A 22,662-nucleotide genomic window follows, 5' to 3' on the forward strand; every position below is an offset into this window, starting at 1 on the left:
TGCAGGGGCTTGCGCCCCTGATACTCGCTCCGGCCGTCTAGGCAGAGCGCAGCTCTGCCGCACTGGCCACCCGTCCCCTTGAGGGGACGAGGCGGAAGAGGGGGGCAGTGTCGGCCCGTATAGGCGGCGGGCCGACCATGGGCCGCGCCATGGCGAGCGCGGCCCCTGACGCGCGTACGCGCGCGAGAGCGCCGCTCCCTCTTACGCGCCGCCGCATCTTCCGTCACACACGCCCCATCTACCCCATCGATGTATCGACATGACACGCAGTCATATGACGCATGCGTATCACCTCTGACCTGCTGTTACGCCCTACGTCTGATATCAGCCACTCTCCATAACCTGCACACGCAGATGACCAGCTTGTGAACGAGTCGGATTCCCGACTTCAGACCTAGCCCGTCTGCTCATCAAGCGACTGAGTGTCGCCTAACTAGCCTCGCTGAACAGGTAACTTGGTAGATCATTCACACTTTACTTTCTCTTTACTATTGAGTCTCTTGACCGGAAATCCGACCAGGAGGAGTGTTGAAAGCGTTCCACCCCGGCTTCACCGGGGAGCGGACGGGAGAGCCGAGAGGCTGAAACGGACCGCGTGGGGCCTGAGAACTGAACAGCGGAGTCCGCAGGGATAGCGCGGGATCAGACCGCGTGGCAGGTGGCTAGGTCGAGGGACCGGGGCCATACCGCACGCAACAGGTGATCACCTCACGCCAGGGCAGGCGTGGGCCGTCGTACGGGCCCTTCCCTTTCGGGACACATGTGGTAGTCGGTGCACACGTCGACTACGCGGCATGCACAGTTCAGCTACGCACACCGCAAGCGATCCACACCCGTACCCAGGGTCTTGACCACTCCGCACCCTCCAAACGGCCCTGATGGGCCGTGAGGGGCGTTCGAGGGTCCGAGGGCAGACGGGCGCGAGGACCGGGCGCGTAGAGCCACTGACAGACACGTAAGGGCAGCACATACGCGGCACAGACGTGCGATGGCACAGGAGTTGGGAGCCTACGGGCACCAATACGCGGCATGAGCTAGATGGCGGGGTAACGGCCCACCATGGCGACGATTGCCAGTGCATCAGCCGGAAAAGTCGGCGGTCGCCACCACGTCCCGCACAGGGACGGAACGTCATATTCACACGCCGCACCACTCTTTGCTGCACCTGCGAACCGTGAGCCATGCGCAGTGATGCGTGTGGGGCGGGCTAGTGATCCGTCGCCTTGAGCGACGGGAGCGCATGTGGCGCTATCCGGCACGCCGTTCGTCATGCGGGCAGGGCTGATCTCCCTGCCCGTTTGATGATCGCTCACACGAGCGTCATAGGGGGGTGCGTATTGGAGAGCGGTGATCCGGACCTGATCCGGGCCTGTCCGTGGGCCGAACTTTGGAGACGAGCCCATGGAGCGCACCCCCTGCCCATCACATGATCCTTTCGGGAGGGGAATCATGATCAACACCGATGGCTGGATGGTTGTAAACGAGGTCACGGGCGATGCACCGATCAAGGGCGACACCGTGACCAGCTTCCGGGGCGAGGAATGGCGGCTGGATGCCATCTCGCGCCTGCCCGAGGGCAACAGCATGGGCCGTGTCCTGGTGTCGCGTGAATGCCCGGAGTGTCGAGGCAAAGAGCACGTCGTGTCGTGGCACCGAGACGAACGCGAACAGCGCGAGTTTCTCCCGTCCGTGTTCGACCTCGTGATCACGGAGGACCACTGACCCAGTGACCGACTTGGCGCCCGCCCCCACCGGGCGCCTTGTCGGCCCCGACTGGGAGGGCCGGTCAGTCCCTTGGAGAGGGGAATGATCATGAACAACGAATACGGGCACAGCATCCTGTGCGCATGGCCGTACCGGCCCTGTGCGGCCCTGTGTGGCGTCGCCACGGAGCGCACGTCGCCCAAGTTCAGTTCCGCTCTGGCCGAGCGTCTGTGGACGTTCACGTTGGAGTCTGGCCAGGATGACGACCTGGGTGACGAGTCCTTCGGATGGTTCGACCTGTTCAAGGGCGAGAACGCCATCCTCATGACCGACGATCAGGGGTTCGTCGACACGGTGGAGTTCGTAGGGACCGTGACAGGCGCATGGGCCGGAATCGAGACGGCTTGGCATGCGCATCACGTGCGCACGGTCGTCGATGCGCTGGACACGTCGGAGTGCGACGAGCTGTTCAGCATCGTCAACGTGAACAAGATCTATACGGCCGACGGCCTGCCGGACATGGACGAGATCGCCGAGCACATCAACGTGCACCGCGAGTGCTGGCAGCGCAACGCATGGACATTGGAGGTCTGACGCACCATCACGGGCCCGGCTTGATCACCGGGCCCGCACTGCTTCGCAACCCTGGAGAGGGAGACCATCATGACCGAGCGCAGCAACAACTACCCCACCGGCGACCCGTCCGGAATGTCGTTCATCGCGAACCGATGGACGTTCACGGGTCCGCAGGGATACCGCGTTGTGTTCGATGGCGACGGGTACACCGTCCTGTCATACAACGGGGCGGAAGAACGCCCGGTACCTCACGGGCGGGGGCTGTCCGAGGACGACGCGCACGCGTTGGCCGCGCGGCTGTCCGGGAGGGGCTGACCGTGACCAACACGAGCGAGCGTTACGACGTGTGGATCTTCGGCCGTTTGCCGAAGTACGTCCCACGCGGTGGTGTCGCGTCGATCACCAGTGGACTCACGCTGGAAGAGGCACGCGCGTACCGCGACAAGAACACCGACGCGAACCACTACGGCCTGATCTACGTCGCGGGCACCCGTCGGCGGGTGAGCTGACCATGATCAACACCGAAGAGCTGCCCGCGATCACGCACGTGTGGTCGTCGTTCGGACACACCTTCCTGAGCACGGGCGAGTACGACAGTGATGGCAATCCGTATGAGAAGTGCCTGACCTGCGGCGCCCAGTACGTGTGTAGTCGGCGGGAAGACGACCCGTCCGGCGGCGACTATCAGGCCAGTAACGGCGACGACCCCACCGAATGCACGGGGCGCACCGACCTGTACCACGGTGAGGCGCCCTGTCAGGCGGACTACGGCCACCCGTGCGCGGCGGCCGAAGACGGGCCGTGCGAGCACGAAGCGCACACACACGAGTGCAATTGCCTGTACTGCACTGGCTGATTCTCTGTTGGCCCAGACTGCCTCACGCCCTGACGTCCCCACCGGGGGTGTGAGGCTTCCTGGTCTTGCAGAGGGGAGAACTGACCATGACGACACACACGAGCGGCCCTGACTATCGCGCGGAAGCGGTCCGGGCGCTGGTCGAGAAACTGAACGCCGGTGAGGACCGGAACCGTCCGCAGCGATGGGAGCCGGTCATTCCGCACGACACCGTGATCACGGTGTTCCCTGGCTACGTGATCCAGTTCGGTGATGGGTTCAGGCGTGATCGCTGGTACTACCTGAAATCCGGAACCTGACTCCCTGTCGGATCAGCTTGCCCGGCACCTTCCCCATGGGGTGTCGGGCTTCCTGGTCTTGCAGTGAGACCACGGCCGGCGACTGATCCTCGCCGGCCGCAGGACTTCCCTTGGAGAGGGGAGATCATGACCGAAAAGATCCCCGAGCCGCAGCTCGGCGAAATCGTACTGGGCGGCATCCTGGCCGCCCTTGAGGTTGTCGAGGAGTGGCGCGACAGTCAACCCCACGTTGTGGACTATCGCATCGAGGACGGTCTATACGGGCTTCAGCTGGCCCGTAAGGCGTTGTCGCACTACCAGATGGGCACGCAATACCCCGAGTGGGAGGCAGCCCGTAAGCGCTTCGTCGCAACCCTTCGCAACGAAGGTGGCGAGTGATCATGGCGAAGCGACTGGCTACGCGTTCATGGCAGGCTCGTGAGGCTCTGGCGCGGCGTGAGCCGTACAACACGTACGGCGCTATGCGCGCGGAAGAGGGCGGCTCATGGAGTGCCGGGCGGCTCCCCGAACCGTGGCGTGAGCGCTACTTGAACGCCTACCGAGACAACAGGATCACCTACACCGTGCTGTCGTATCACACCCCCATTGCGTGGGTGCTGGACGACGGAGAGGTGATCGTGCCGGACGTGAAACACAGCCGCACCACGACCCGTCACCAGGACCTGCTGTACGCGCTGGGACGGTCGTCCGACCAGTTCGCCAGGGAGGCACAGGAGGAGCGTCAGACGGCCCGTCAGCGGGCCGCAGAGCGACGAGCAGAGCGACGCGAGCGGCCGACCACGGTCACGTCCTTGCCAACACGGCCGACGGCCGTCAAGGCGGAGTCAGCAGAGCCATACGACCCGTACGCGGATCGGCCCTCCCGTAATCCGGTCGTGGCGCTGCGGCCGGTACCGAGGTCCTCCGGTGAGGCTGCCATCTATTCGGTCGAGTACCTGCACAAGCGCGAGAGCGCGTACGGCACGGAGCCGGACCGGTGGCGCCAGTTGCCCGTTGAGTGACCCGGTGACCGACTTGGCGCCCGTCCCCACCGGGCGCCTTGTCGGCTCCAACCGGGGCCGATTGATCCCTGGAGAGGGAGATCATCATGGAGACCATCATCACGATCTTGATCGTGAGCGTGATCGTCTACGCGCTCGGCTTCGGCAAGGGCCGCAGTGCGGGCCAGACGGACAACGTCACCCGCGCGGTGGCGGACCTGCTGAGCAGGGGGCGTTGATCATGGCTGAGCGCTGCCTGGCCGAGTACACCACCGTCCCTGGTCGCTTCCAGTGCATCAGCGACCCGGTGTTTCACTTCCGGTGGGTTGTGAACCCTTCAGGCTTGCCGAATAGCGGCAAGCACTGGGAGTCGTGGAGCTGCGCGCAGCACGCTGCGCGGATCATCCGCTTCGCCACAGCCATGCGGGGCCTGGTCGGCTCCGTCAGCGTCGAGCTGCATACCGATTGACCCGCTGTCGGGCCATCGGGTGCCCGCCCCCCACCGGGCGCCCTCTTGGCCCCGCAAGGGGGAGGACCGACGCCCTTGGAGAGGGGATCGTCATGCGTATCGCTACTGCCATCACGCTGGTTGAGCAGCTGACCTACAAACCGGGGTGGGCGTTCACGGCCACGGACCACAGCAACAGGTTCGAAGGCGTGATCAAGATCCGGGTGGACTACCCGGCCCGCAACTCCGCTCGGGACCAAGCTGAGGCTGGATACCCGGAGGAGATCGTCACCTATGCGGAGTTCCCCATCCTGGTGGGGGACTGCGGCGACGGCCTGCGCCTGTACCGGCGCCTGCTGGCCTCGATCGTAGAGATCGAGACGCACGAGGCGCGCGAGTTCCTGCGGCTGCCCGAGAGCAACTGGGCGCCGTTCCACCCGCACAGGATCGACGGCATGCGGAATTGGGCTGCCATGGCGCACGATCCGGACGCGGCGGTGATGCAGGGACTGTCGAGGGATCTTCAGTTCGGCATCGCGTAGCAGCATCGAGGGGCCCGGCCGATCACCGGGCCCTCTCTCATCTGATCACCCATTGGAGAGGGGATTGATCATGAGCAACGAGATCACTCCGGCGAACCTGCCGGACATCGGGTCCAATGAACCCGTCGTCACGTTTGTGATGCTGGAGTGCCGCACCTGCGGCGAGCACTCCGGCTGGGTCCGGTCGGACGATCAGATGGCGCCTGCCTGGGACGGCGGCCATTTCACGTCCACCGGTCACACCAGGTTCTACCTGTGGTCGGTTACCCGGAACACGGCCCAGGTGTCCACGTTCAAGGCGCGGAAGCGGGGCAAGCGATGAACCCCCTGGAACTGCGCTACGCGCTGTACGTCTTCCTGTCGGGCCTGAGCCAGCCTGCGGCGATCAAGTGGGCTGTTCTGATCAGCCCTGAGCCAGGCGAGCCCGTGGCAATCGAAGTCGGCGTGGACGACGAATACAGCACGCCCCCGATGGTCCGGAAGTACCGGATCATCATCGAAGAGGTCGCCAACTCCTGACCCTGCCGGGCCCAAGCCGGCCGCACGGTGCCCCCAGCACCGTGCGGCCTCTTGGCCTTACAAGGAGAGGAGAGGGCCGACATGGAGAGGAACAACCTGCCCAAAGAGCCGGAGGCGCTATGGGCGTTGCTGGCCGACGTGCTCAACGCGCTTGAGGACGCGGGTGAGTCCCCGACACTGGAAGGCTGGGACACAGAGGGCCGGGACGTAGACGACCGCACATACCTGCCGGGCATTCGTCGCCAGCCTGAAGACGGACACTGCTGGCACCGCAGGATCACATGGAATGCCGACAATTCCACCCGTTGGGTGGCGACCGAGGGCGGCACATGGGAATGGCCTGAGACTGAGCGGACGGCAAGGCTCAACGAGCTGGCCAAGGTGGCCAAGGAGATCAAGAGGGCCGGCGACGGCTCCCTACTCCGCAACCCCGAGCGGGTGTTCCGCATGGTCAGCGACCTTGCGGAGCAGGCGACATGAGCAAGCTGACCGGCAAGGAGCCGAAGCACTGGCACGACGGGGACGGTAGGCACCGCATGCCGGACCCGCGCACGCTCGGGGTTGCCCCGAGCCGGTCAAGGCCGCGTTCGCCCTCATCGCGGTGAACGAGGAGCAGAACACCAAACTCCGCATGCTGATCGCTGCCTTCCGGCAAGCGCAGGCCGACGGACGCTGAACCACGGGCCCCGGGACTGATCCCCCGGGGCCCCGTCATCGCGATCAAGGAGAGGAATCGACGATGAGCAGCATTCCACCCGAGATCAACCGTGAGATGCGCGGGCACACCTTCTACCCGACCGAGGCAGACAGCATCCCGCCTTTGTATGCGCAAGACAGCAAAGGCAAGGACGCCATCGCGTACGTCCACTACTTCGGGCCCGCTCTGGATGCGTACGTGACCGAGTACGACCCCAAGACGGGCGAGGCGTTCGGTTGGGTCATGCTCAACAACGACCTGCCGAACGCCGAACTGGGCTACATCGACTTGCCCGCGTACGAGTCGTACTCGTACAAGGCCATCTGGCCTTTCGCCGAGCGGGATCTGCATTTCGATCCCAAGCCTCTGCGCGAGTGCATCGCCGAAGTCGAGCGCCGGTTCGGCGCCTGACTCCAAGCTCCAGGCCCCCGGCTGATCACCGGGGGTCTGTTCATCACCAAGGAGAGGAAACCATGACCAAGACCGAAGCTGAACAGCACAGGCTCGAACTCGCCAAACGCACCTGGAAGAGTCTCGCGACGCTGCTCAACATCATGGATGAGCTGGACCTTAACCCCACCCTGCCGGAGGGCTACATGGGTGACCGCATCGTCGGCAACCTCGGATCCGTCCGCCGGGACGAGAACGGCCGGAAGTGGATCGCGGTGACCCAGTGATGGACTTGGACAAGCTCAACCCCGATGCACTCGCCGAGTGCGGCGACGACGAGCTAGACGAGCGCGAAGCCGTCCAGCCGGTCACGGAAATGATGATCTACAAATACGTAGTCGGCTCCGAGCTGCCCTCGGAGAGCGCTCATCCGTTCGCCACGTGGTTGTACCAGGTCTGGTACCAATTCAACGAGGACGGCGAACTCACCAACGGCAAGCTGATCGCCGGACCGCTCTCCCACTGGCGCGGCCAGTGACCCCACATACGCCCGACTAGACCCCCCGGTCGGGCACGGGCCCCCTGTCACCTGGGAGGAGGGCAGGGGGCCCTCTCACGTCCGTACAGCCTCGTGACCCGCGCGCTCCTGCCCTTTCCCCTCTCCGCAGTTGAGCGCGCGGGTCTCGTGGCCGCTACGGGCGGCCGGATCAAGGTCATGATCGACTGGAGAGGAAGCCATGACCGACACAGAGAACCGGCAGATGCTGCCGGAGGTCGCCGCCTACATCGAGGCGCGCGACAAGGCCGAGGAGACGTACAAGGCCGCCGGGAAGGAGATCGGGGCTAAGTACTCGGCCGCTTTCGGCGGCCTCGACTACCACTCCGAGGAGAGCAAGGAGCAGCGCAAGGCGCACCGTCAGGAGCGGGACGCGGCCTGGGAGCAGCGCCACATCGCCATCAACGAGGCGTGGAACGCGATGAAGCAGTCCAGCGACCCGCTGGTCCGTTTCATCGCCGAACACTGCAAGGAGTATCAGGGCGAGGCCATCGAGGCCCTGAAGGCCCTCCCGGCTACGGCCGACGAGCTGGACGAGCTGGCGGAGGACTGGAACTGGTGCCGTATCTGGGATCAGTTCCGGGCGCAGGCCGTCGAGGCCGGCGTGTTCCCGGGGGTCACACCCCTGAGCGCTGCCCGGAAGGCTGTGCTGGAGTGGGCCGACAACTACATCAGCCTGAGCCGGTCCAACCGCCGGAAGATCAACCAGCTGCTGGATGACCTTGTCGCCGAAGCCAAGGGCGAGAAGAGCAGCGAGGCCGCAGCATGATCGAGCTGACCTACATCAAGGCCAAGGAGTTGCCGAGCGAAGCCCTTGCCGACAAGGGTGTGGACTTCGTCTACGCCCAGCCGTATGACGACCGGATTGGCTGCTACTACGCCCACGTTGTGGGCGAGGAGTGCGTGCCCGGCTGAATCGTGGGCCACGTGCTCCACAAGGCGGGCGTACCGCTGTCCGAGTTCCAGAAGCCTGGCCGGGAGGGCATCAACGCTGACGACCTGCTGTATCGCCTGCATATGGCCGAGGTTCTCACCTACGAGGGGAGGGCCATCGCGCTGCTGAGGGTGGCGCAGAACCGCCAGGACGCGGGGGTGTCCTGGGGGCAAGCCGTGCGCGAAGCCGTCACATCCGTGGAGTCCGCTCCGGGCCCGCGCGAGGCGTAACCCGAGCCGCCCACCCCGCCGGTGCCGGCTCCACCCGGCGGGGTGGGTGCTTCAGCAACACCGGTTCAGGTGCTGAACTGCCCGCCCTTGACTGCGGCGACGAACGAAGACCAGCCGTCCGCCGAGAAGACCAGTGCCGGGCCGTGCGGGTCCTTGCTGTCCCGGACGGGGACGGCGCCGGGGATATTGGCGGCAACCTCGATGCAGTTACCGCCGTTGCTGCTGTAGGAGGACTTGACCCAGCGGGGGGAGTCGGTTGTCACGGTGCGCCCTTTCGTAACTTGCTGATCATGGCCACTGATGCCGCCTGCGACAACGCTTCGGCCTGCAACTGATGGTATGCCGTCAGCAGGGACACCACGGCAGTACCTTCGCGCTCCAAGTGCCCTCGCGCCTGCGACTCGGCATACGCGACCACGGACCGGTCGGCCAGGGTAAGGAGGTTCACCGGCAGGTTGAACGAGCGCCGCGCTCCTATCGCAAAGGGGGACACCTGTAGTACCCAGTTGGGAAGAGAGGCGACTTCGACCAACCGCCGTAGCTGGCCTTCCATGACCTCGCCACCGCCGACCTCATGACGGAGACAGCTCTCATCCATCACCACAAGCACCATGGGAGGGCGGGGTCGCACCAGGGCGGCTTGCCTCTCCGCGAGGAAGGCGACCCGCTCCTCCGCCTGTTCGGATGTGATGGCCCCGCGCTTCACGTCACCATCCGCCACCGTCCGCGCGTACTCAGGGGTCTGCAACAGGCCAGGGATCAGCCCGATCTCAAACAGCCGAATTTCTACTGCCCGGCCCTCGTACCCGACGTACTCCGGAAAGCCCTCCAGCAGGCTGCCGTGCCGGATCTCGCGCCACTGACGCTCGAACGAATCTGCTGCGCCCTCAAGACCGAAGACGCGGTCTGCACTGCGCGAGAACCGGAGAGTCGGAGGTTTCCGACCATTTTCGACGGCCGAAACATGCACGCTGGAATATTCCGCGCGCTCGGCAAGATCGTCTTGAGTCCATCCGCGCGCCTCCCGCAAGCTGCGCAAACGCGCTCCGTAGGCCGCCTCAGGGGAGGCGTCCGGGTTCAACTCGTTGCGATTCAACGGGCGTTCACGACCTTCCGTCCACAAGTGACAGGTTGAATGGTCCCCGACTGTAGACCACGCTGATGCTCCCCGGTAGTGGAAGCGCTACGGAGAGGAGCGGCAGCGATGACGTATCGGAAGGGGACTTGGGTATGGGACTCAGGCTCAGGCAGTGGTCGCGTCGGCGAGGCGCAAGCAGCCAGCAGGCTGCGGCTGGCCACGGCGAAGGAGCGGTCTGAGGCTGGCGTCAGGGCGACGGCATGAACGCGTCGCCTGGACCTGAACAGATCGTCGACGGCCCTGTGGTGCCCCGGTACATGGACGCTCCCGAGTTGCGGAACCCGGACGTGCCACAGGTGCGGTTCGGCCTGCGTGGGGCGGTCGTCTACATGCCCCCCGGCGCGGACGTACCCGCATGCAACGACTCTTGCCGCCTCTGCCGCGAGAAGGGGCGGCAGTAAGCGCCCGGCCCGGCCACGTAGTCAGCCCCCCCGTGGACGTGGCCTGCGGCCGGGGAACCCGCACAACTCCGAGACGGCTCCCGAGGCTGATCCGGCGTGTGTGGAAGGGCCCGCCCGGACTGAGAGGACCAGTCCGGGCGGGCCCGCAACACCCCAAGGCCCCCGGCGTTTTGATGACGGCGCCGGGCGCGCCCCTCGCGGTCTGAAGTAAGCCACGAGGGGCGCAACTCAAAGGGCCGTCCGGGATCCTTCCACTCCGTTCCCGGGCGGCCCGGACTATCGCTACGGTGAGTGCATGAACAGTCACGAAGGTGATCACATCACGCGGATTCTTAAGGCTGTTGCGAAGGGGCGAGACGGTCAGACCGTTCTGTGTGATCGCTGTAAGCGGCCCCTTCAATTCACGGCGCGAGAGCGCACTGCAAGTGGCGGACAACAATCAATCGTCGCCGTGAACAGCCATTGTCCAAACCCCCGATGCTCCGATGTGGGGGACCTGCACCAGCGACCAGAGGAGTAACCCATGGCGTGCCTTAGCCTCCTTGATCCCACAGAGACAGAGCGCGATCACAACACCGTTCCATCGATGGGAGGAGCGTGTCCGGTGTGTGGTTCAAGCAACACCTACAACGAAATGGACGAAAACGGTCAAACGTGGGTGGTGTGCTTGGAACCGGGCTGTGGTGCGCGTAGCCAGTGAGCACGTTGGCGGCCGGGGGCCCTCCCTGCGCCTGAGCGGCGAGTAGAGCCCCAAACGGCCCCGCCCTGGCCTTCCCCACGGCGGTAGCCCCCACAGATCGAAGCCCTTCGGCATCCATGCCGGGGGCTTCGTCATTAGCGCCCTGCCCTTGTGGGGCGGGATGGGCGTCGGCTCCGCCGCGAACGGAGCCCCGGGCCGGCCTGGCACCACCGGGGACGCGCAATGGTGCCGAGGCGGGGGCGGAACTGTGGACCCCACGGCGAGCCCGACGTGGCTCGATAGGGGACCTAAGCCGCCCCCGCTCTCAACCCCTCGTAGCCCAACGATAGAGGCTGGCCCACTTAAAAGGGCTGATCAGTGCGGGTCCGAATCCCGTCGAGGGGACGGGCGCCTCCCGGAGAGGGGAGGCGCATCTCATGGAGAGGAAGCCGATCATGCAACTGAAGGACGCGACATGACAGAGTTCGACAGGGATAGGCCGAAGGCCGACGAAATGATCCCCGAGAATGACCCAATGCCTCTGCCCAGCGAGTCAGGGATCTACGAGGTCACGCCCGGGATGGCCAGCTCATGGTTCTCCTTCCGGGCCACCCACCCGAAGCTGCGCTCGTTCAGCAAGAGCACCGCAGCTCGGTATCAGGCCGACATGGAGGCGGGGCGGTGGCGCGAGGCCACCCCTGAAGGTCTCATCTTCGACACCTCGGGCTACGTCATCTCGGCGCAGCACCGGCTCCGGGCGCAAGCCAACGCGGGCGTCACGCTGAAGTGGCGCATCTTCGTGAACGAGCCCCGCGACATCGCTCCGTACCTGGAACAGGCCCGGCGACGGACCGCTGGTGACCTGATTCAGGTCAAGTACCGCACGCAGCTCGGCGCTGGCGCCCGGCACCTGGCCGCGCTCGCCGACGGCGACCGCTGGGGCCTGCCCCGCTACAACAAGGTCTCCGTGGTCGAGGTGGTGGATACCTACGAAAAGTGGCCCGAGCTGGGCTGGTTCATCGCCGACGTCGCAAGGGTCCAGACCGACGCCGGCGTCCCGGCCGGGCCGCACGCAGCTGTGCTCGCGCAGGCGGCCCGCACCGGACATCGAGACAAGATCCCGGAGTGGCTGCGAGGAATCAGGACCGGCGAGAACCTGAGCGGCGGGGACCCGCGGCTTCATCTCGCACGACGGTTCCGTAACGGCCTTCAGAGCCTGAGCCAGGTCAACAAGCGGGACTACTCCTACGCCGTGATCGCCAAGGCGTGGAACGACTACACCACCGACGTGTCGATGACCATGCTCACCTTCCGGGTGGGCGAGCCCCTGCCGAAGGTGCAGGGCTTCGACTTCAACCCGCACAGGAAGGAAGCCGCATGACTTCGCTGACCCGATTGCGGTTCTGGCAGAAGAGGGCGGGACAGCTGCTGGACGACCGTCAGGCGGTCGACGACAACATCCTGGTGGCCATCGCCCAAATGAAGAAGGAGGGCTTGTCCAACGCGTCGGTGGCGGGCATGTTCGGCACCTCGCCCTCCGGCATCGCCGCCAAGGCGACCAAGGGTGAGGAGATCATCGTCGAACGGAAGAGCAGGAAGTCCACATAGATACAGTGTGTGATGGATGAGGTAACTCATCCTTTGCGCTGTCCTTACAGTCCACCTGCACGCCCTACTGGCCCGGATTCGGTTATGTTTTGGCAAGTCTTCTCCGCCTGGTAATTGGATCGTGATCCAGGGCGGACACTAGACCTGCTGCTGCCAACCGACTTCGTCATTGAGGGACCCTCACCGTGCCGCCACGAAAGAAGATCGAAATGTCCGACGACGTGCGCGAAGCGTTGGAGGAAGACCTGCTCATGTCCTACAAGGGCGCCCGCAGCGCCTGGGAGGACTTCAAGGTCACGGCGCATCTGGCCAACCGGGCAGGGCTGACCCACCAGGAGATCGCCGACTTGCTGGACGTCGGCAAGACCACAGCAGGAGATTGGTGCCGGGAGGGTGAACAAGCGCGAACTGGCCGCCGTGGCGGCCGTGCTGGGTGATCAGCAGAACGAATGTCGGACGGCTGAAGAGGTCGCCGCACTCGCCATCGAAGCGCTGGACGAGACCAGATCACGCTCCCACCGCCTCGCGGTGGTCGGCCAGATTCGGTTCGGGCCCCAGGAGATGACCCACACGGTCATCCTGGGGCCCTTCTCGTCCCGCGGGGTGCTGGACAACCGAGAGAAGTTCCTCAAGGCCGTACAGGGCGGCACAGCCGCCCGGGACGCAGGCCAGCACTTGGCCTGGGACGCCAAGACCGGCACCGGCACGGGGCGGTTCATGCTCGTGCCGGCGTTCACGAAGCCACGGGACGCCTGGGACTTCTACCGGCCCAGCGGGCACGGCGAGGAGACCAAGCAGCTCACCAGCAAGATGCTGCTGGAGGGCGGGTGGCGCGAGGCCAAAGGCGCCGCGGCCCTCAGGGCCGAGCTGGAGGCATGGCAGCCCGGCCTGTGGGCCGAGCAGCACGCGTACGAGCCAGCATGCGTCTGCGGCGCGGGCGAGCGCACCCTGGCCGCCGCCAAATCACTGAAGGGTAAGCACGGCGTACCCACGGGCCGCTGCCAGCGGCACCCGGATGCCGCATAACCCCCGCCCTTGTGGGGCGGAATGGAGGACCCATGCAGGACGGCAAAGTCATACCGGCCGAGGAGGCTGGCGCCTGGCTCAGGAAGAACAAGCCCGAGATTGATATCAGATGGACCGTCAACGAAGAGCACGACGAGGACACTTACCGCCGTCTGCTGAAACTGCTGTTCTCGCCCCGGCCGGACAGCCGGGCAGCATAATGCCGCCACATGGGCGACCCCGGCGGTGCTACGGCACCCCGGGGGTTGGCCAGTAGCGAAGGAACTGACATGACACAGGCTCTCACGAGCACGCTGCGAGCCGTCGACTACCTTCGAGTGTCGACCGAGCAGCAGAAGCAAGGCTACGGCATCAGCTATAGCGCCAAGAAGACCGCGAAATACATCGAGCGCAAGGGTTGGGCTCACGTCGGCACCTTCAAGGACGAGGGAGTCCAAGGCTCCCTGTCCTGGCAGGAGCGGGAAGACGCCCAGAAGCTGATGAAGCTGGCCCGGCAGGAGCCGAAGCCCTTCGACGTGGTGACAGTCCACGAGACGCGGGCCATCGGCCGCACGGACCGCGCCTTCTATCGCTGGGTATGGGAGCTGCAAGACCTCGGAATCTTTGTCGCCATCGCCGACAAGGACATCGACAACACCACCGAGGATGGCGAAGCCGCCATGCGCGAGGAGGCGAACTACGCCTTCAAGGAGTACACGCGCATCCGGGTACGCACCCAGAACGGCATCCAGGAGAAGGCGGAGGAAGGCGGGCACCCGGGAGGCGCCACGCCGTATGGCTGGCGCATCGAGAACCAGGGCAAGAAGGGCGAGTCCCGCCTGGTCCTCGACACCTGCCCGGCGGACGAGCACTGCACCGCGACCCATGAAACGGACGTGCTCGGACGGGCCTGGCACCTGATCGTGCTGGAGCACAAGAACCGCCGCCAGGCGGCCATGACTCTCAACGCCGAAGGCTTCCGGACTCGCTCGGGGAAGCTCTGGACCGAGGGCAACCTGGGACGCAAGCTTCAGTCTCGGGCCGTTCAGGAGGCCCGCATGATCTACCGCAACCCGGAGACCGCGGGGAAGAGCAACGGCACGAAGCTCGGCATGGACGGCCAGCCAGCCAACGGCCAGACCGTGGTCATCGACCTACCTCGCCTGTTCAGTGAGGCGGAAGTGGCCCGCCTGAACAAGGCCCTGGCCCGCAATTCACGGTCCCGGCGGCCCGCCTCCGAAGGGGGCATCCATCCGCTCTCCAAGCGCGTCTTTGGCGCGTGCGGGAAGTACTACACGGGGCTGGACCGGTGCGACCGGCCGGGCCGGATGTACCGGTGCACAGGGAAGACCGAGGCATACCCCGGCGCCCAAGTGTGCAACTGCTCGCAGGTGGACGCGGATGCGCTCGAAGAGCGCGTCTGGGCGGAGGTGCGCAGCATGCTCGAAGACCCTGATCGCCTGACCCGCATGGCGCATGACTGGCTGGACCTGGCGACCGGCCAGAAGGTCAACCACGCCGAGCGCATCGCCGACCTGGACAAGAAGATCGAGGCTCAGGACGACGCCATTGCCGCGATGATGGTCCTCGCCGCCAAGCAGAGGAAGTCTCCCGAAGCCGTCGCCAAGGCGACGAAGACTCTGGAGGACGAGCGTGAGGAGCTTGTCAGGCTGCGCGCCGAGGCCGCAGCTTGGCAGCAGGAGTCCGAGCTTGCCGAGCGGCGAGCCCACGATCTTCAGGCTTTGGCCGACATGGCGCGGACGCGCATGGCGCACATGACGCCAGAGGAGAAGGCCGAGGTCTGTGACCTGCTCGACCTGAAGGTCACCATGACCGGACCCGTGCCGAAAAAGGTGCGGGCAGACGACACTCTCAGTGCCTGGTTCCGGGAGCGAGGCCGGCCGGTGCCGGTCCTGGATGACGCGGCATGGGAGAAGGTGCGGGGCATCTTCGAGGGCGCCGATGTGCGCAACCGGCGTGATCGCCTGCCGCACCGCATGGTGCTGGAAGCGGTGCTCATGAAGGCCCGTACCGGCCTGCCATGGAAGGAGTTGCCAACCGAGTACGGCAAGACAACCGGGCTGACCACTCGCTACCAGCGCTGGATGGCTTCAGGGCTCTTCGAGGAGGCCATGGAGGCTCTGGTCGACTGCGAGGGCACTCCCCTGCCGAGTCAGTATCCACTGCCTCCACTGGTGGTGGAGGGCAAGATCGATCCCAGGCTCCTCATCCGAGTTCCTGAAGCACCTCAGCAGGCGGTCACGAGCGCTCGGGTGATGTCCCAGGGGAATTCGTGGGTCGCGGTGATGCGGTAGATCCGCAGGAAGTCGCGCTCCGGATCGAGCCGCCGGATCTCCCTCAGCCAGTCATAGCGCCGCACCTGACATCCGTCCCTTCGATCGCCGAAGTCCCGACACTAAGCGCTTCAGCTGCTCTTCAACTAGGTGACCGGCGGCACGGCAGGGCGTCGGCATGGCCGGATTCCCGCCCCCGGGTCGGCTCTCCCGGAGGTCCGCCGCGCCGCCCGGGAGCCCCGCTCCGCCGACGGGCCGCGGCCCCGTAGCGGTCGGTCGTCGTCGGGTCCCGCACGGACAGCGCCTGCTTGACGGGCGCCCCGGTGCGTTCGGCGAGTGAAAGCCGGTCCCGGACCTCGCGCCAAGTACGCGGGCGGTGCCCCGGCCCGTACCGCAGCAGCCGCCGTGGAAGGTCAGTCCGGAGCGCAGCACGGTGCCGAGCGCGCGCCGGCCCGCGACATCCCGCCGCTTGGGGACCGCCGGATCGGCGCCGGCGTTGATCAGCTTGCCCCGGCACTGCGGGCAGCGGCCGCCCTCCGATGACCGCGCGTACGACGTCTTCCTGTACACGACCCGGCAGTCCAGGCATACGAAGTGCACCCGGCTGCTGTAGATACACACGAGCGCAGGGTAGGGCTGGTGACAAGCTCGTCCCGAGCCAATTAAGGTGCGCCGACGTACTCCGGATGGATCGGATGGAGGCCCGTGTGCCCACGACGGAGAGCGCCGACGACGACCAGTTGTTCGTGCTGACGGCGGTGCTGCTCACACCCGCGCAGTTTCCCAGCGTGCTGGGCGATGACTACCCCGAAGTGTGTGCGGGCCTCGGTCTCGAACCGTACGCGGAGGGTTACGGGCTGGTCCTCGGTCAGGACGGCGCCGGCGCGCGCTGGACGGTGGCGACGGAGGACGTGTCACTGGTGGCCTGCGCGATCGCGGCCTGGGACTGTGGAATGGAGTACGACCTCTCGCCCGGGGAGAGCAGCATCGTCGCCGCCCTCCCGGGCTGGCCGCTCGCCCTCGCCGTGTCGGCCCCGGATGTGCCGGCGCCGCACGACCCGGAGCCGCGGGACGGGGATCCGGCGCCGCTCGTGCCACCGGATGCCGGGGAGTGGGGGCCCGCCCAACGGCGGCTCGGCGCGGACGACATTGCGATGCAGTGGGTGGCGTGGCGTGAGCAGGTGGACGACGAGGTCACCTTCGTCGATGCGGGCGAACAGCCGCACCAGGGGGTGCGGCGGGTGCTGGAGGAGGCACGCGGTTATGTGGCCGATCCGCCGCCGCCCGGCCGGGTGCGGTCGTCGTTCGCGGCGGGCGAGGCCCGTACGCTGCGCGTCGACGGGCCGGGGTGGAGCATGGTCGCCCGCACCGACGACATCGCCTTCGTGCTGCTGGACGAGGAGCCCCGCGAGGTGCATCCGGTGGGCCGTGGGCCCGAACTGCCGGGTCTGCTGACGTCGTTGGACAAGCTGGCGGCACGCCCCGTCTGAAGCCTGCGGCGGGCGGCGGCAGCTGCTCGGGCAGCCTTGTCGGAGCAGCTCGGACGGCCATTGTCAGACCCGTGTGACGGACTTGTTCACGATCGCTTGAACACGGCACACGGGAGGCGTTCATGCGGGTGAACGGTGTGGGACAGGACGAGGCGGAGGCTTCGGCGGAGGGGCTCCTGGGCCGGCGAGGATGCGCTTACGGCGTCAGACCGAGGGGGAGTCCCTGGACCTCTTACGGGACCCGGCGACCAGCCGTGCTCTGCGGGCAGACCGCACCCCGGCCGCAGCTCTCCGTCCGGCGGCCCCCGGCTTCATCGGGCAGGCACGACGCCCCGGGCCCCCGCGCGCGGCGGGGGCCCCGCGGATTCAGCGGCCGATCTGCTTGCGGCTGGCCCGGCGCAGCCGGCGTCGTTGGGAGGGGTCGAGCGTCAGATACGCGACGGCCGGGACCCCGACCATGACCAATACGGCCGCCCAGAAAGGCAGCAGCCACAGCAGGATCACTCCCACCGCGACGCCGCCGATCGCGACCTTCGCCTGTGTGGACATCCTTCACGCCCCTTCCGCGGCGGATGCCGCGCTCTGTGTATTCCATTGAACGCTGTCTTCGCGCCCCAGGTTCCCTCGGGGGGCCTCGACTTCCCGCGTCTTCCTGTATCCTCGGCGCTCCAGGCGTCAGTAGTCAAACTTGAGGAGTCCTCGGCCCAGTGGCTTTTCTCCCCGCGGCCCCGTCCGCTCACCTCTCCGAGCTCTCCCGCTGCGCAGCGGTTTTCCTGCCGTCGGATCCGCCACGAGCCGGGCGGGTCGCGTTCTGGCGCCCCGATGGTGAGCCCGTCCCGGGCGCGACCGGCGGGGGCGGAGCCGCGCCGGACGGTCCTGTGCCGGACGGGCCTCTGCCGGATTCGCCGGCTCCGGACTCCTCGGTTCCGCGCTCATCGGTTCCGTACCCGCCGAGCCCGGACGCGCTGCCGACAGTGGGTGACCTGCCCGTCGCCGTGCCCGACGAGGACGGCGAGATCTCCGTCTGCCCCGTACCCGCCGTGATCCTGCCCGTCTCCGACGCGGTGCCCGTCCTCACCCGTGCGCGGGCCGCCCGTGACGCCGATCCGGCGGCGGCCTTCTGGGGCGCCGCGTCCGTGCTGGCGCTGCAGCTCGCCGCCCGGGGCCGGCTGCTGCCCGGTCTGTCCCCGGCCGATCATGATGCCTGGCGCATGGGCCCGCTCGACCCGAGCGACATCGAGCGGCTGCGCGACCTCGCCGCCGCGATGCCGCCCTACGCGCACGCCACCCCGCTCCCCGGCGCCGACCCGCTGGAACTGCCCGAGCCCGAGCGCCATGTACGGGCGTTCCTCGACGCGGTGGCCGACGGGCTGCCCCGCTCCCCCGCCGCGGCGCTGGCCACCGGCGCGCCCCCCTTCGCGGCGGCCGCCCCGCAGCGCATCCCGGAACAACGCGCCTGGGCCGCGGATGTCGCCGCGGGGCATGACGCGGGCGTACGGATCTCGCTGCGCGTGGAAGTGCACGGGGCGGACGGGCCGAGCGGCCCGGACGGACTGCCGGACGCGGGCGGCTCCCAAGCCGCCTCCGACGGCACGGCCGCCCGCAACGGAACCATCGATCCCTACGGCACCGCCGAAGCGGACAGCACGGCAGCCGAGGCCGCCGCGCCTGCCACACCCATCTCCCCTGCCCCTCCCATCTCCCCCACCTCTCCCGACTCCCCCATCACCTTCACCGCCGTCCTCCAGCTGCACAGCCTCACCGATCCGACGCTGGTCGCCGATGTCGCCGAGGTATGGGCCGGGACGTCACCCGCGGGGCAGGCGTTCGGCCCCCGGGCGCGGATGGACACGCTGCTGACGCTCCGGCGGGCCGCCGCGGCCTGGGCGCCGCTCACCCCGCTGCTGTCCGCGGCGGTGCCGGACGCGCTGGAACTCGCCGACGAGGAGATCGCCGAACTGCTCGGCCCGGCCTCCCGGGCTCTGGCCGCCGCGGGCGTCCACGTCCACTGGCCCAAGGAGCTGGCGCGCAAGCTGACCAGCCGGGCCGTCGTCGGACCGCCCGACCCGATGGACGGAACGGAGTCCGGGCTGCCGTCGCTGCTGTCCGCGGACGCGCTGCTCTCGTTCAGCTGGCGGTTCGCGGTGGGCGACGAGGAGATCGACCGGGCGGAGCTGGACCGGCTGGCCGAGTCCGGCCGACCGCTGGTGCGACTGCGTGACCAGTGGGTGCTGGTCGATCCGGAGGCGTTGCGCGCCGCCCGGGACCGCCAGGACCGTAAGATCACGCCGGTCGACGCGCTGAGCGCCGCGCTCACCGGCACGGTCGAGGACGACGACGGCCAACGGGCGGAGGTACAGGCCTCCGGCTGGCTGGCCCGGCTCCGGGACCGGCTCGCCGACCCGGAAGGAGACAGGGAGGAGCGCAGGGACACCACATCCATCGAGCAGCCCGCGGCGCTCACCGCGACGCTGCGCGACTACCAGCTGCGCGGGCTCAACTGGCTGCACCGGATGACCTCGCTGGGCCTGGGCGGCTGTCTCGCCGACGACATGGGCCTCGGCAAGACCATCACACTCATCTCCCTGCATCTGCACCGGCAGGGCGATCCCGATTCCGCCGGCCCCACGCTTGTCGTCTGCCCCACGTCTCTCATGGGCAACTGGCAACGGGAGATCGAGAGATTCGCCCCCGGCACACCGGTGCGTCGCTTCCATGCCGGGCGGCGCAGCCTGGCCGATGTGGCGGACGGCGCATTCGTGCTCACCACCTACGGCACGATGCGCCTGGACGCCGCGAAGCTGGCCGAGGCCGGCTGGGGGCTGGTCGTCGCCGACGAGGCGCAGCACGTCAAGAATCCGTTCTCGGCGACCGCCGAAGCGCTGCGCACCATCCCCGCCAAGGCCCGGGTGGCGCTGACCGGCACCCCGGTGGAGAACAACCTGTCCGAGTTGTGGGCGATCCTGGACTGGACGACGCCGGGGCTGCTGGGCCCCCTGGGCCGGTTCCGGTCACGCTACGCACAAGCCATCGAGGGCGGTGCGGCGGCGTCCCCCGAGGCGGCCTCGGCGGCCGAACGGCTGACCCGGCTGGTGCGGCCGTTTCTGCTGCGCCGCCGTAAGTCCGATCCGGGAATCGCGCCGGAGCTGCCGCCCAAGACGGAAACGGACCGTGCGGTGGCGCTGACCAAGGAGCAGGCCGGACTGTACGAGGCCGTGGTGCGCGAGGGGCTCAGCGAGATCTCCGGAACGGACGGTTTCGCCCGCCGTGGGCTGGTCGTCAAGTTGCTCACCTCGCTCAAACAGATCTGCAACCACCCCGCGCAGTATCTGAAGGAGGGCTGTCTGGAAGACGGTCCGGAACCCACCTCGGAGGGCGGTCCGGGCGGCCTCCCGGGAGACCAGCGGGCCACCCCGCGGACCTCCGGGCGTTCGGGGAAGGTCGAGTTGCTGGACGAACTGCTCGACACCATCCTCGCCGAGGGCGCGAGCGTGCTGGTGTTCACGCAGTACGTACAGATGGGGCGGCTGCTGGAGGCGCATCTGGCGGCGCGCGGGGTGTCCACGCAATTCCTGCACGGCGGCACACCGGTGGCCCGTCGTGAGGATATGGTGCGGCGGTTCCAGGACGGCGAGGTGCCGGTGTTCCTGCTGTCGCTCAAGGCGGCCGGTACGGGGCTGAACCTGACCCGGGCCGCGCATGTCGTGCACTTCGACCGCTGGTGGAATCCGGCCGTCGAGGCGCAGGCCACCGACCGTGCCTACCGCATCGGGCAGACCCAGCCGGTACAGGTCCACCGCATGGTCACGGAGGGCACGATCGAGGACCGGATCGCCGAAATGCTCTCCCGGAAGCAGCAGTTGGCGGATGCGGTACTGGGCTCGGGCGAGGCCGCGCTGACCGAACTCACCGACGCCGAGCTGGCGGACCTGGTCGCACTGCGAGGGAGCGAACGATGAACACCTGGAAAGACAGTACCCCCGAGCGGACCTTCGCCGCGCTGCCCGCCGCCCGTGGCCGGGCGTTCGCGCGGAGCTGGTGGGGGCAGGCGTGGCTCAAGGCGCTGGAGGACACCGCGCTGGACGGCGCGCAGCTGAAGCTGGGGCGTCGGCATGCGCGCGCCGGTGCGGTGGGCGCGGTATCGGTGCGCCCCGGGCGCATTACCGCGGTCCTACAGGACCGCGACCACACACGGCACCGCTCCGACGTGCTGTTGCAGCAGCTCGGCGCGGCGGACTGGGACCGTTTCCTGGACCTGGTCGCGGACCGGGCGGGGCATATCGCGGCGCTGCTGGACCGCGACATGCCGCCGGTCCTCGTAGCGGACGCGGCAGAATCCGGGATCGAACTCCTGCCGGGAATCGGCGACTTGGAGTCGGAGTGCAGCTGTGAGGCGTGGGACCACTGCGCCCATTCGGCCGCGCTCTGCTATCAGTTCGCCCGTCTGTTGGACCAAGACCCCTTCGTGCTGCTGCTGTTGCGCGGACTCGGTGAACAGGAACTGCTCGACGAGCTGCAGGCGCGGAGCGCATCCCGGGCCGAGCCGCCGGTGAGCGCCCCGCCAACGGGCGAGGAGTCGGCGGCGCACGCGGGAGTTCCGGCCGACGAAGCGTACGCGGCGCGCGACATCCTGCCGCCGTTGCCCACTCCACCACCCCCCGTCGAGACGCCGGGCGAGCCGCCGGTCCTCAGCGGCGGCACCCCGCCCGCGCCTGGAGTGGAGGTGGCCGCGCTGGAGTTCCTCATAGCCGACGCGGCAGCGCGCGCCCAGCGGCTGCTGGCGGACGCGCTCTCCACCTGGCATCCGGACAATCCGCCGCCCCCCGCGCTGACGGCCGCTCAGGACGCGGTGCGGCTGGCGGCGGCAGCACCCGGGGCGGCCATATCCGAGCGCCTGGCGGCCGGTTCGGGGCGCGACGCCCGGAGCCTGACGCTGGCTGTACGGGCCTGGGAACTGGGCGGCACGGCCGGGCTCGCGGTCCTGGAGGAGGACTGGACCCCGGAGCCGGCGGCACTGGCGCGCGCGACCGACCGGCTCGCGGCCGCCTGGGAGGACGGCGAGACCCGGCCACGGCTGCGCGCCACCCGCAACCGGTGGACGGTGGTCGGCGGCGATGCCCAGCTCCGCTATGGCCGGGACGGCCGCTGGTGGCCGTACCGCAAGGAACACAGCCAGTGGACGCCCGCCGGACCGGCCACGGACGATCCGGCGGGGGCACTCGCCGCGCTGTCCGCGGAGGACTGAGTCAGAGCGGCAACAGCAACCGGGAAGCCTCAGGGGTGATCCAGGATTGCCGGGTGGCATGCCCCGCCACC

At 67.7% G+C, this 22,662-nt stretch carries 32 protein-coding genes, 1 tRNA gene and 1 pseudogene; 30 read left to right on the plus strand and 4 right to left on the minus strand.

Annotation, left to right across the window (positions count from 1 at the left end):
• Positions 1-1,449: 1,449 nt before the first annotated feature.
• The 20 genes from K9S39_RS06985 to K9S39_RS07075 all read left to right on the plus strand — a co-directional run bounded on the left by K9S39_RS06985 (position 1,450) and on the right by K9S39_RS07075 (position 8,731).
• Positions 1,450-1,722 (plus strand): hypothetical protein, encoded by a 273-nt coding sequence (locus tag K9S39_RS06985; RefSeq protein WP_248862455.1) that lies wholly within the window; start codon positions 1,450-1,452, stop codon positions 1,720-1,722.
• Between the two features lie 90 nt (positions 1,723-1,812).
• Complete coding sequence (locus K9S39_RS06990) at positions 1,813-2,298, plus strand: hypothetical protein (protein WP_248862456.1); 486 nt, start codon at positions 1,813-1,815, stop codon at positions 2,296-2,298.
• A gap of 69 nt (positions 2,299-2,367) precedes the next feature.
• On the plus strand, positions 2,368-2,595 hold the full coding sequence (locus K9S39_RS06995) for a hypothetical protein (RefSeq protein WP_248862457.1): 228 nt from the start codon (positions 2,368-2,370) through the stop codon (positions 2,593-2,595).
• A gap of 2 nt (positions 2,596-2,597) precedes the next feature.
• A complete protein-coding gene (locus K9S39_RS07000) occupies positions 2,598-2,789 on the plus strand; it encodes a hypothetical protein (protein ID WP_248862458.1) in 192 nt (63 codons plus the stop codon).
• A 2-nt stretch (positions 2,790-2,791) separates the two neighbouring features.
• Positions 2,792-3,136 carry a hypothetical protein gene (locus K9S39_RS07005; RefSeq protein WP_248862459.1) on the plus strand — a complete coding sequence of 115 codons (345 nt, stop codon included), beginning with the start codon at positions 2,792-2,794 and terminating at the stop codon, positions 3,134-3,136.
• An 86-nt stretch (positions 3,137-3,222) separates the two neighbouring features.
• On the plus strand, positions 3,223-3,435 hold the full coding sequence (locus K9S39_RS07010) for a hypothetical protein (protein ID WP_248862460.1): 213 nt from the start codon (positions 3,223-3,225) through the stop codon (positions 3,433-3,435).
• Between the two features lie 126 nt (positions 3,436-3,561).
• Entirely contained in the window at positions 3,562-3,813 is a 252-nt protein-coding gene (locus tag K9S39_RS07015) for a hypothetical protein (RefSeq protein ID WP_248862461.1), read from the plus strand.
• A gap of 2 nt (positions 3,814-3,815) precedes the next feature.
• Positions 3,816-4,436 (plus strand): hypothetical protein, encoded by a 621-nt coding sequence (locus K9S39_RS07020; protein ID WP_248862462.1) that lies wholly within the window; start codon positions 3,816-3,818, stop codon positions 4,434-4,436.
• A gap of 86 nt (positions 4,437-4,522) precedes the next feature.
• Positions 4,523-4,654, plus strand: coding sequence for a hypothetical protein (locus K9S39_RS42025; protein WP_283112290.1), 132 nt, complete (start codon positions 4,523-4,525; stop codon positions 4,652-4,654).
• Between the two features lie 2 nt (positions 4,655-4,656).
• Positions 4,657-4,884 carry a hypothetical protein gene (locus K9S39_RS07025; RefSeq protein WP_248862463.1) on the plus strand — a complete coding sequence of 76 codons (228 nt, stop codon included), beginning with the start codon at positions 4,657-4,659 and terminating at the stop codon, positions 4,882-4,884.
• Between the two features lie 92 nt (positions 4,885-4,976).
• Positions 4,977-5,405 carry a hypothetical protein gene (locus K9S39_RS07030; protein ID WP_248862464.1) on the plus strand — a complete coding sequence of 143 codons (429 nt, stop codon included), beginning with the start codon at positions 4,977-4,979 and terminating at the stop codon, positions 5,403-5,405.
• 70 nt (positions 5,406-5,475) lie between these two features.
• Positions 5,476-5,727 carry a DUF7848 domain-containing protein gene (locus K9S39_RS07035; RefSeq protein ID WP_248862465.1) on the plus strand — a complete coding sequence of 84 codons (252 nt, stop codon included), beginning with the start codon at positions 5,476-5,478 and terminating at the stop codon, positions 5,725-5,727.
• Positions 5,724-5,924 carry a hypothetical protein gene (locus K9S39_RS07040; RefSeq protein WP_248862466.1) on the plus strand — a complete coding sequence of 67 codons (201 nt, stop codon included), beginning with the start codon at positions 5,724-5,726 and terminating at the stop codon, positions 5,922-5,924. Before K9S39_RS07035 ends, K9S39_RS07040 begins: the two co-directional genes overlap by 4 nt.
• An 81-nt stretch (positions 5,925-6,005) precedes the next feature.
• A complete protein-coding gene (locus tag K9S39_RS07045; RefSeq protein WP_248862467.1) occupies positions 6,006-6,404 on the plus strand; it encodes a hypothetical protein in 399 nt (132 codons plus the stop codon).
• Positions 6,405-6,663: 259 nt separating this feature from the next.
• On the plus strand, positions 6,664-7,032 hold the full coding sequence (locus tag K9S39_RS07050) for a hypothetical protein (RefSeq protein WP_248862468.1): 369 nt from the start codon (positions 6,664-6,666) through the stop codon (positions 7,030-7,032).
• 62 nt (positions 7,033-7,094) lie between these two features.
• Entirely contained in the window at positions 7,095-7,298 is a 204-nt protein-coding gene (locus K9S39_RS07055) for a hypothetical protein (RefSeq protein ID WP_248862469.1), read from the plus strand.
• Complete coding sequence (locus K9S39_RS07060) at positions 7,298-7,549, plus strand: hypothetical protein (RefSeq protein ID WP_248862470.1); 252 nt, start codon at positions 7,298-7,300, stop codon at positions 7,547-7,549. The genes K9S39_RS07055 and K9S39_RS07060 overlap by 1 nt, the downstream gene beginning before the upstream one ends.
• A gap of 199 nt (positions 7,550-7,748) precedes the next feature.
• The gene (locus K9S39_RS07065) at positions 7,749-8,336 is read left to right on the plus strand and encodes a hypothetical protein (RefSeq protein WP_248862471.1); all 588 of its coding nucleotides are present in this window, start codon (positions 7,749-7,751) and stop codon (positions 8,334-8,336) included.
• The gene (locus K9S39_RS07070) at positions 8,333-8,482 is read left to right on the plus strand and encodes a hypothetical protein (RefSeq protein ID WP_248862472.1); all 150 of its coding nucleotides are present in this window, start codon (positions 8,333-8,335) and stop codon (positions 8,480-8,482) included. Before K9S39_RS07065 ends, K9S39_RS07070 begins: the two co-directional genes overlap by 4 nt.
• A gap of 12 nt (positions 8,483-8,494) precedes the next feature.
• A complete protein-coding gene (locus K9S39_RS07075) occupies positions 8,495-8,731 on the plus strand; it encodes a hypothetical protein (protein ID WP_248862473.1) in 237 nt (78 codons plus the stop codon).
• 65 nt (positions 8,732-8,796) lie between these two features.
• Here the strand turns inward: K9S39_RS07075 and K9S39_RS07080 are convergent, their stop codons facing one another.
• Together K9S39_RS07080 and K9S39_RS07085 are read right to left on the minus strand one after the other, a co-directional pair.
• Complete coding sequence (locus K9S39_RS07080) at positions 8,797-8,994, minus strand: DUF397 domain-containing protein (RefSeq protein WP_248862474.1); 198 nt, start codon at positions 8,992-8,994, stop codon at positions 8,797-8,799.
• On the minus strand, positions 8,991-9,827 hold the full coding sequence (locus K9S39_RS07085) for a helix-turn-helix domain-containing protein (protein ID WP_248862475.1): 837 nt from the start codon (positions 9,825-9,827) through the stop codon (positions 8,991-8,993). The genes K9S39_RS07080 and K9S39_RS07085 overlap by 4 nt, the downstream gene beginning before the upstream one ends.
• A gap of 1,451 nt (positions 9,828-11,278) precedes the next feature.
• On the opposite strand from K9S39_RS07085, the gene K9S39_RS07090 reads away from it, so the two are divergent.
• From K9S39_RS07090 to K9S39_RS07120, 7 genes are all read left to right on the plus strand, one after another.
• A tRNA-OTHER gene (locus K9S39_RS07090) sits at positions 11,279-11,354 on the plus strand.
• Between the two features lie 130 nt (positions 11,355-11,484).
• Positions 11,485-12,330, plus strand: coding sequence for a hypothetical protein (locus K9S39_RS07095; RefSeq protein WP_248862476.1), 846 nt, complete (start codon positions 11,485-11,487; stop codon positions 12,328-12,330).
• Positions 12,327-12,557 carry a hypothetical protein gene (locus tag K9S39_RS07100; protein WP_248862477.1) on the plus strand — a complete coding sequence of 77 codons (231 nt, stop codon included), beginning with the start codon at positions 12,327-12,329 and terminating at the stop codon, positions 12,555-12,557. The genes K9S39_RS07095 and K9S39_RS07100 overlap by 4 nt, the downstream gene beginning before the upstream one ends.
• A gap of 209 nt (positions 12,558-12,766) precedes the next feature.
• Positions 12,767-12,994 (plus strand): helix-turn-helix domain-containing protein, encoded by a 228-nt coding sequence (locus K9S39_RS07105; RefSeq protein WP_248862478.1) that lies wholly within the window; start codon positions 12,767-12,769, stop codon positions 12,992-12,994.
• The gene (locus K9S39_RS07110; RefSeq protein WP_248862479.1) at positions 12,951-13,583 is read left to right on the plus strand and encodes a hypothetical protein; all 633 of its coding nucleotides are present in this window, start codon (positions 12,951-12,953) and stop codon (positions 13,581-13,583) included. The genes K9S39_RS07105 and K9S39_RS07110 overlap by 44 nt, the downstream gene beginning before the upstream one ends.
• 32 nt (positions 13,584-13,615) lie before the next feature.
• Positions 13,616-13,783, plus strand: coding sequence for a hypothetical protein (locus K9S39_RS07115; RefSeq protein ID WP_248862480.1), 168 nt, complete (start codon positions 13,616-13,618; stop codon positions 13,781-13,783).
• 69 nt (positions 13,784-13,852) lie between these two features.
• Complete coding sequence (locus tag K9S39_RS07120; RefSeq protein ID WP_248868617.1) at positions 13,853-15,877, plus strand: recombinase family protein; 2,025 nt, start codon at positions 13,853-13,855, stop codon at positions 15,875-15,877.
• Here K9S39_RS07120 and K9S39_RS07125 read toward each other — a convergent pair.
• Positions 15,817-15,942, minus strand: a pseudogene (locus tag K9S39_RS07125) (oxygenase MpaB family protein); the annotation flags it as partial. The gene K9S39_RS07120 and the pseudogene K9S39_RS07125 sit on opposite strands and share 61 nt — an antisense overlap.
• Positions 15,943-16,563: 621 nt before the next feature.
• Here K9S39_RS07125 and K9S39_RS07130 point away from each other — a divergent pair.
• Positions 16,564-17,346, plus strand: a complete 783-nt coding sequence (locus K9S39_RS07130; RefSeq protein WP_248862481.1) for a hypothetical protein — start codon at positions 16,564-16,566, stop codon at positions 17,344-17,346.
• 366 nt (positions 17,347-17,712) lie between these two features.
• Here the strand turns inward: K9S39_RS07130 and K9S39_RS07135 are convergent, their stop codons facing one another.
• On the minus strand, positions 17,713-17,895 hold the full coding sequence (locus K9S39_RS07135) for a hypothetical protein (RefSeq protein ID WP_248862482.1): 183 nt from the start codon (positions 17,893-17,895) through the stop codon (positions 17,713-17,715).
• Between the two features lie 158 nt (positions 17,896-18,053).
• Here K9S39_RS07135 and K9S39_RS07140 point away from each other — a divergent pair, with 158 nt between their 5' ends.
• Together K9S39_RS07140 and K9S39_RS07145 are read left to right on the plus strand one after the other, a co-directional pair.
• Positions 18,054-21,305, plus strand: coding sequence for a DEAD/DEAH box helicase (locus K9S39_RS07140; protein WP_406707881.1), 3,252 nt, complete (start codon positions 18,054-18,056; stop codon positions 21,303-21,305).
• A complete protein-coding gene (locus K9S39_RS07145) occupies positions 21,302-22,591 on the plus strand; it encodes an SWIM zinc finger family protein (protein WP_248862484.1) in 1,290 nt (429 codons plus the stop codon). The genes K9S39_RS07140 and K9S39_RS07145 overlap by 4 nt, the downstream gene beginning before the upstream one ends.
• The last annotated feature ends 71 nt before the right edge of the window (positions 22,592-22,662 follow it).

It is taken from the genome of Streptomyces halobius (assembly GCF_023277745.1).
Taxonomy (GTDB): domain Bacteria; phylum Actinomycetota; class Actinomycetes; order Streptomycetales; family Streptomycetaceae; genus Streptomyces; species Streptomyces halobius.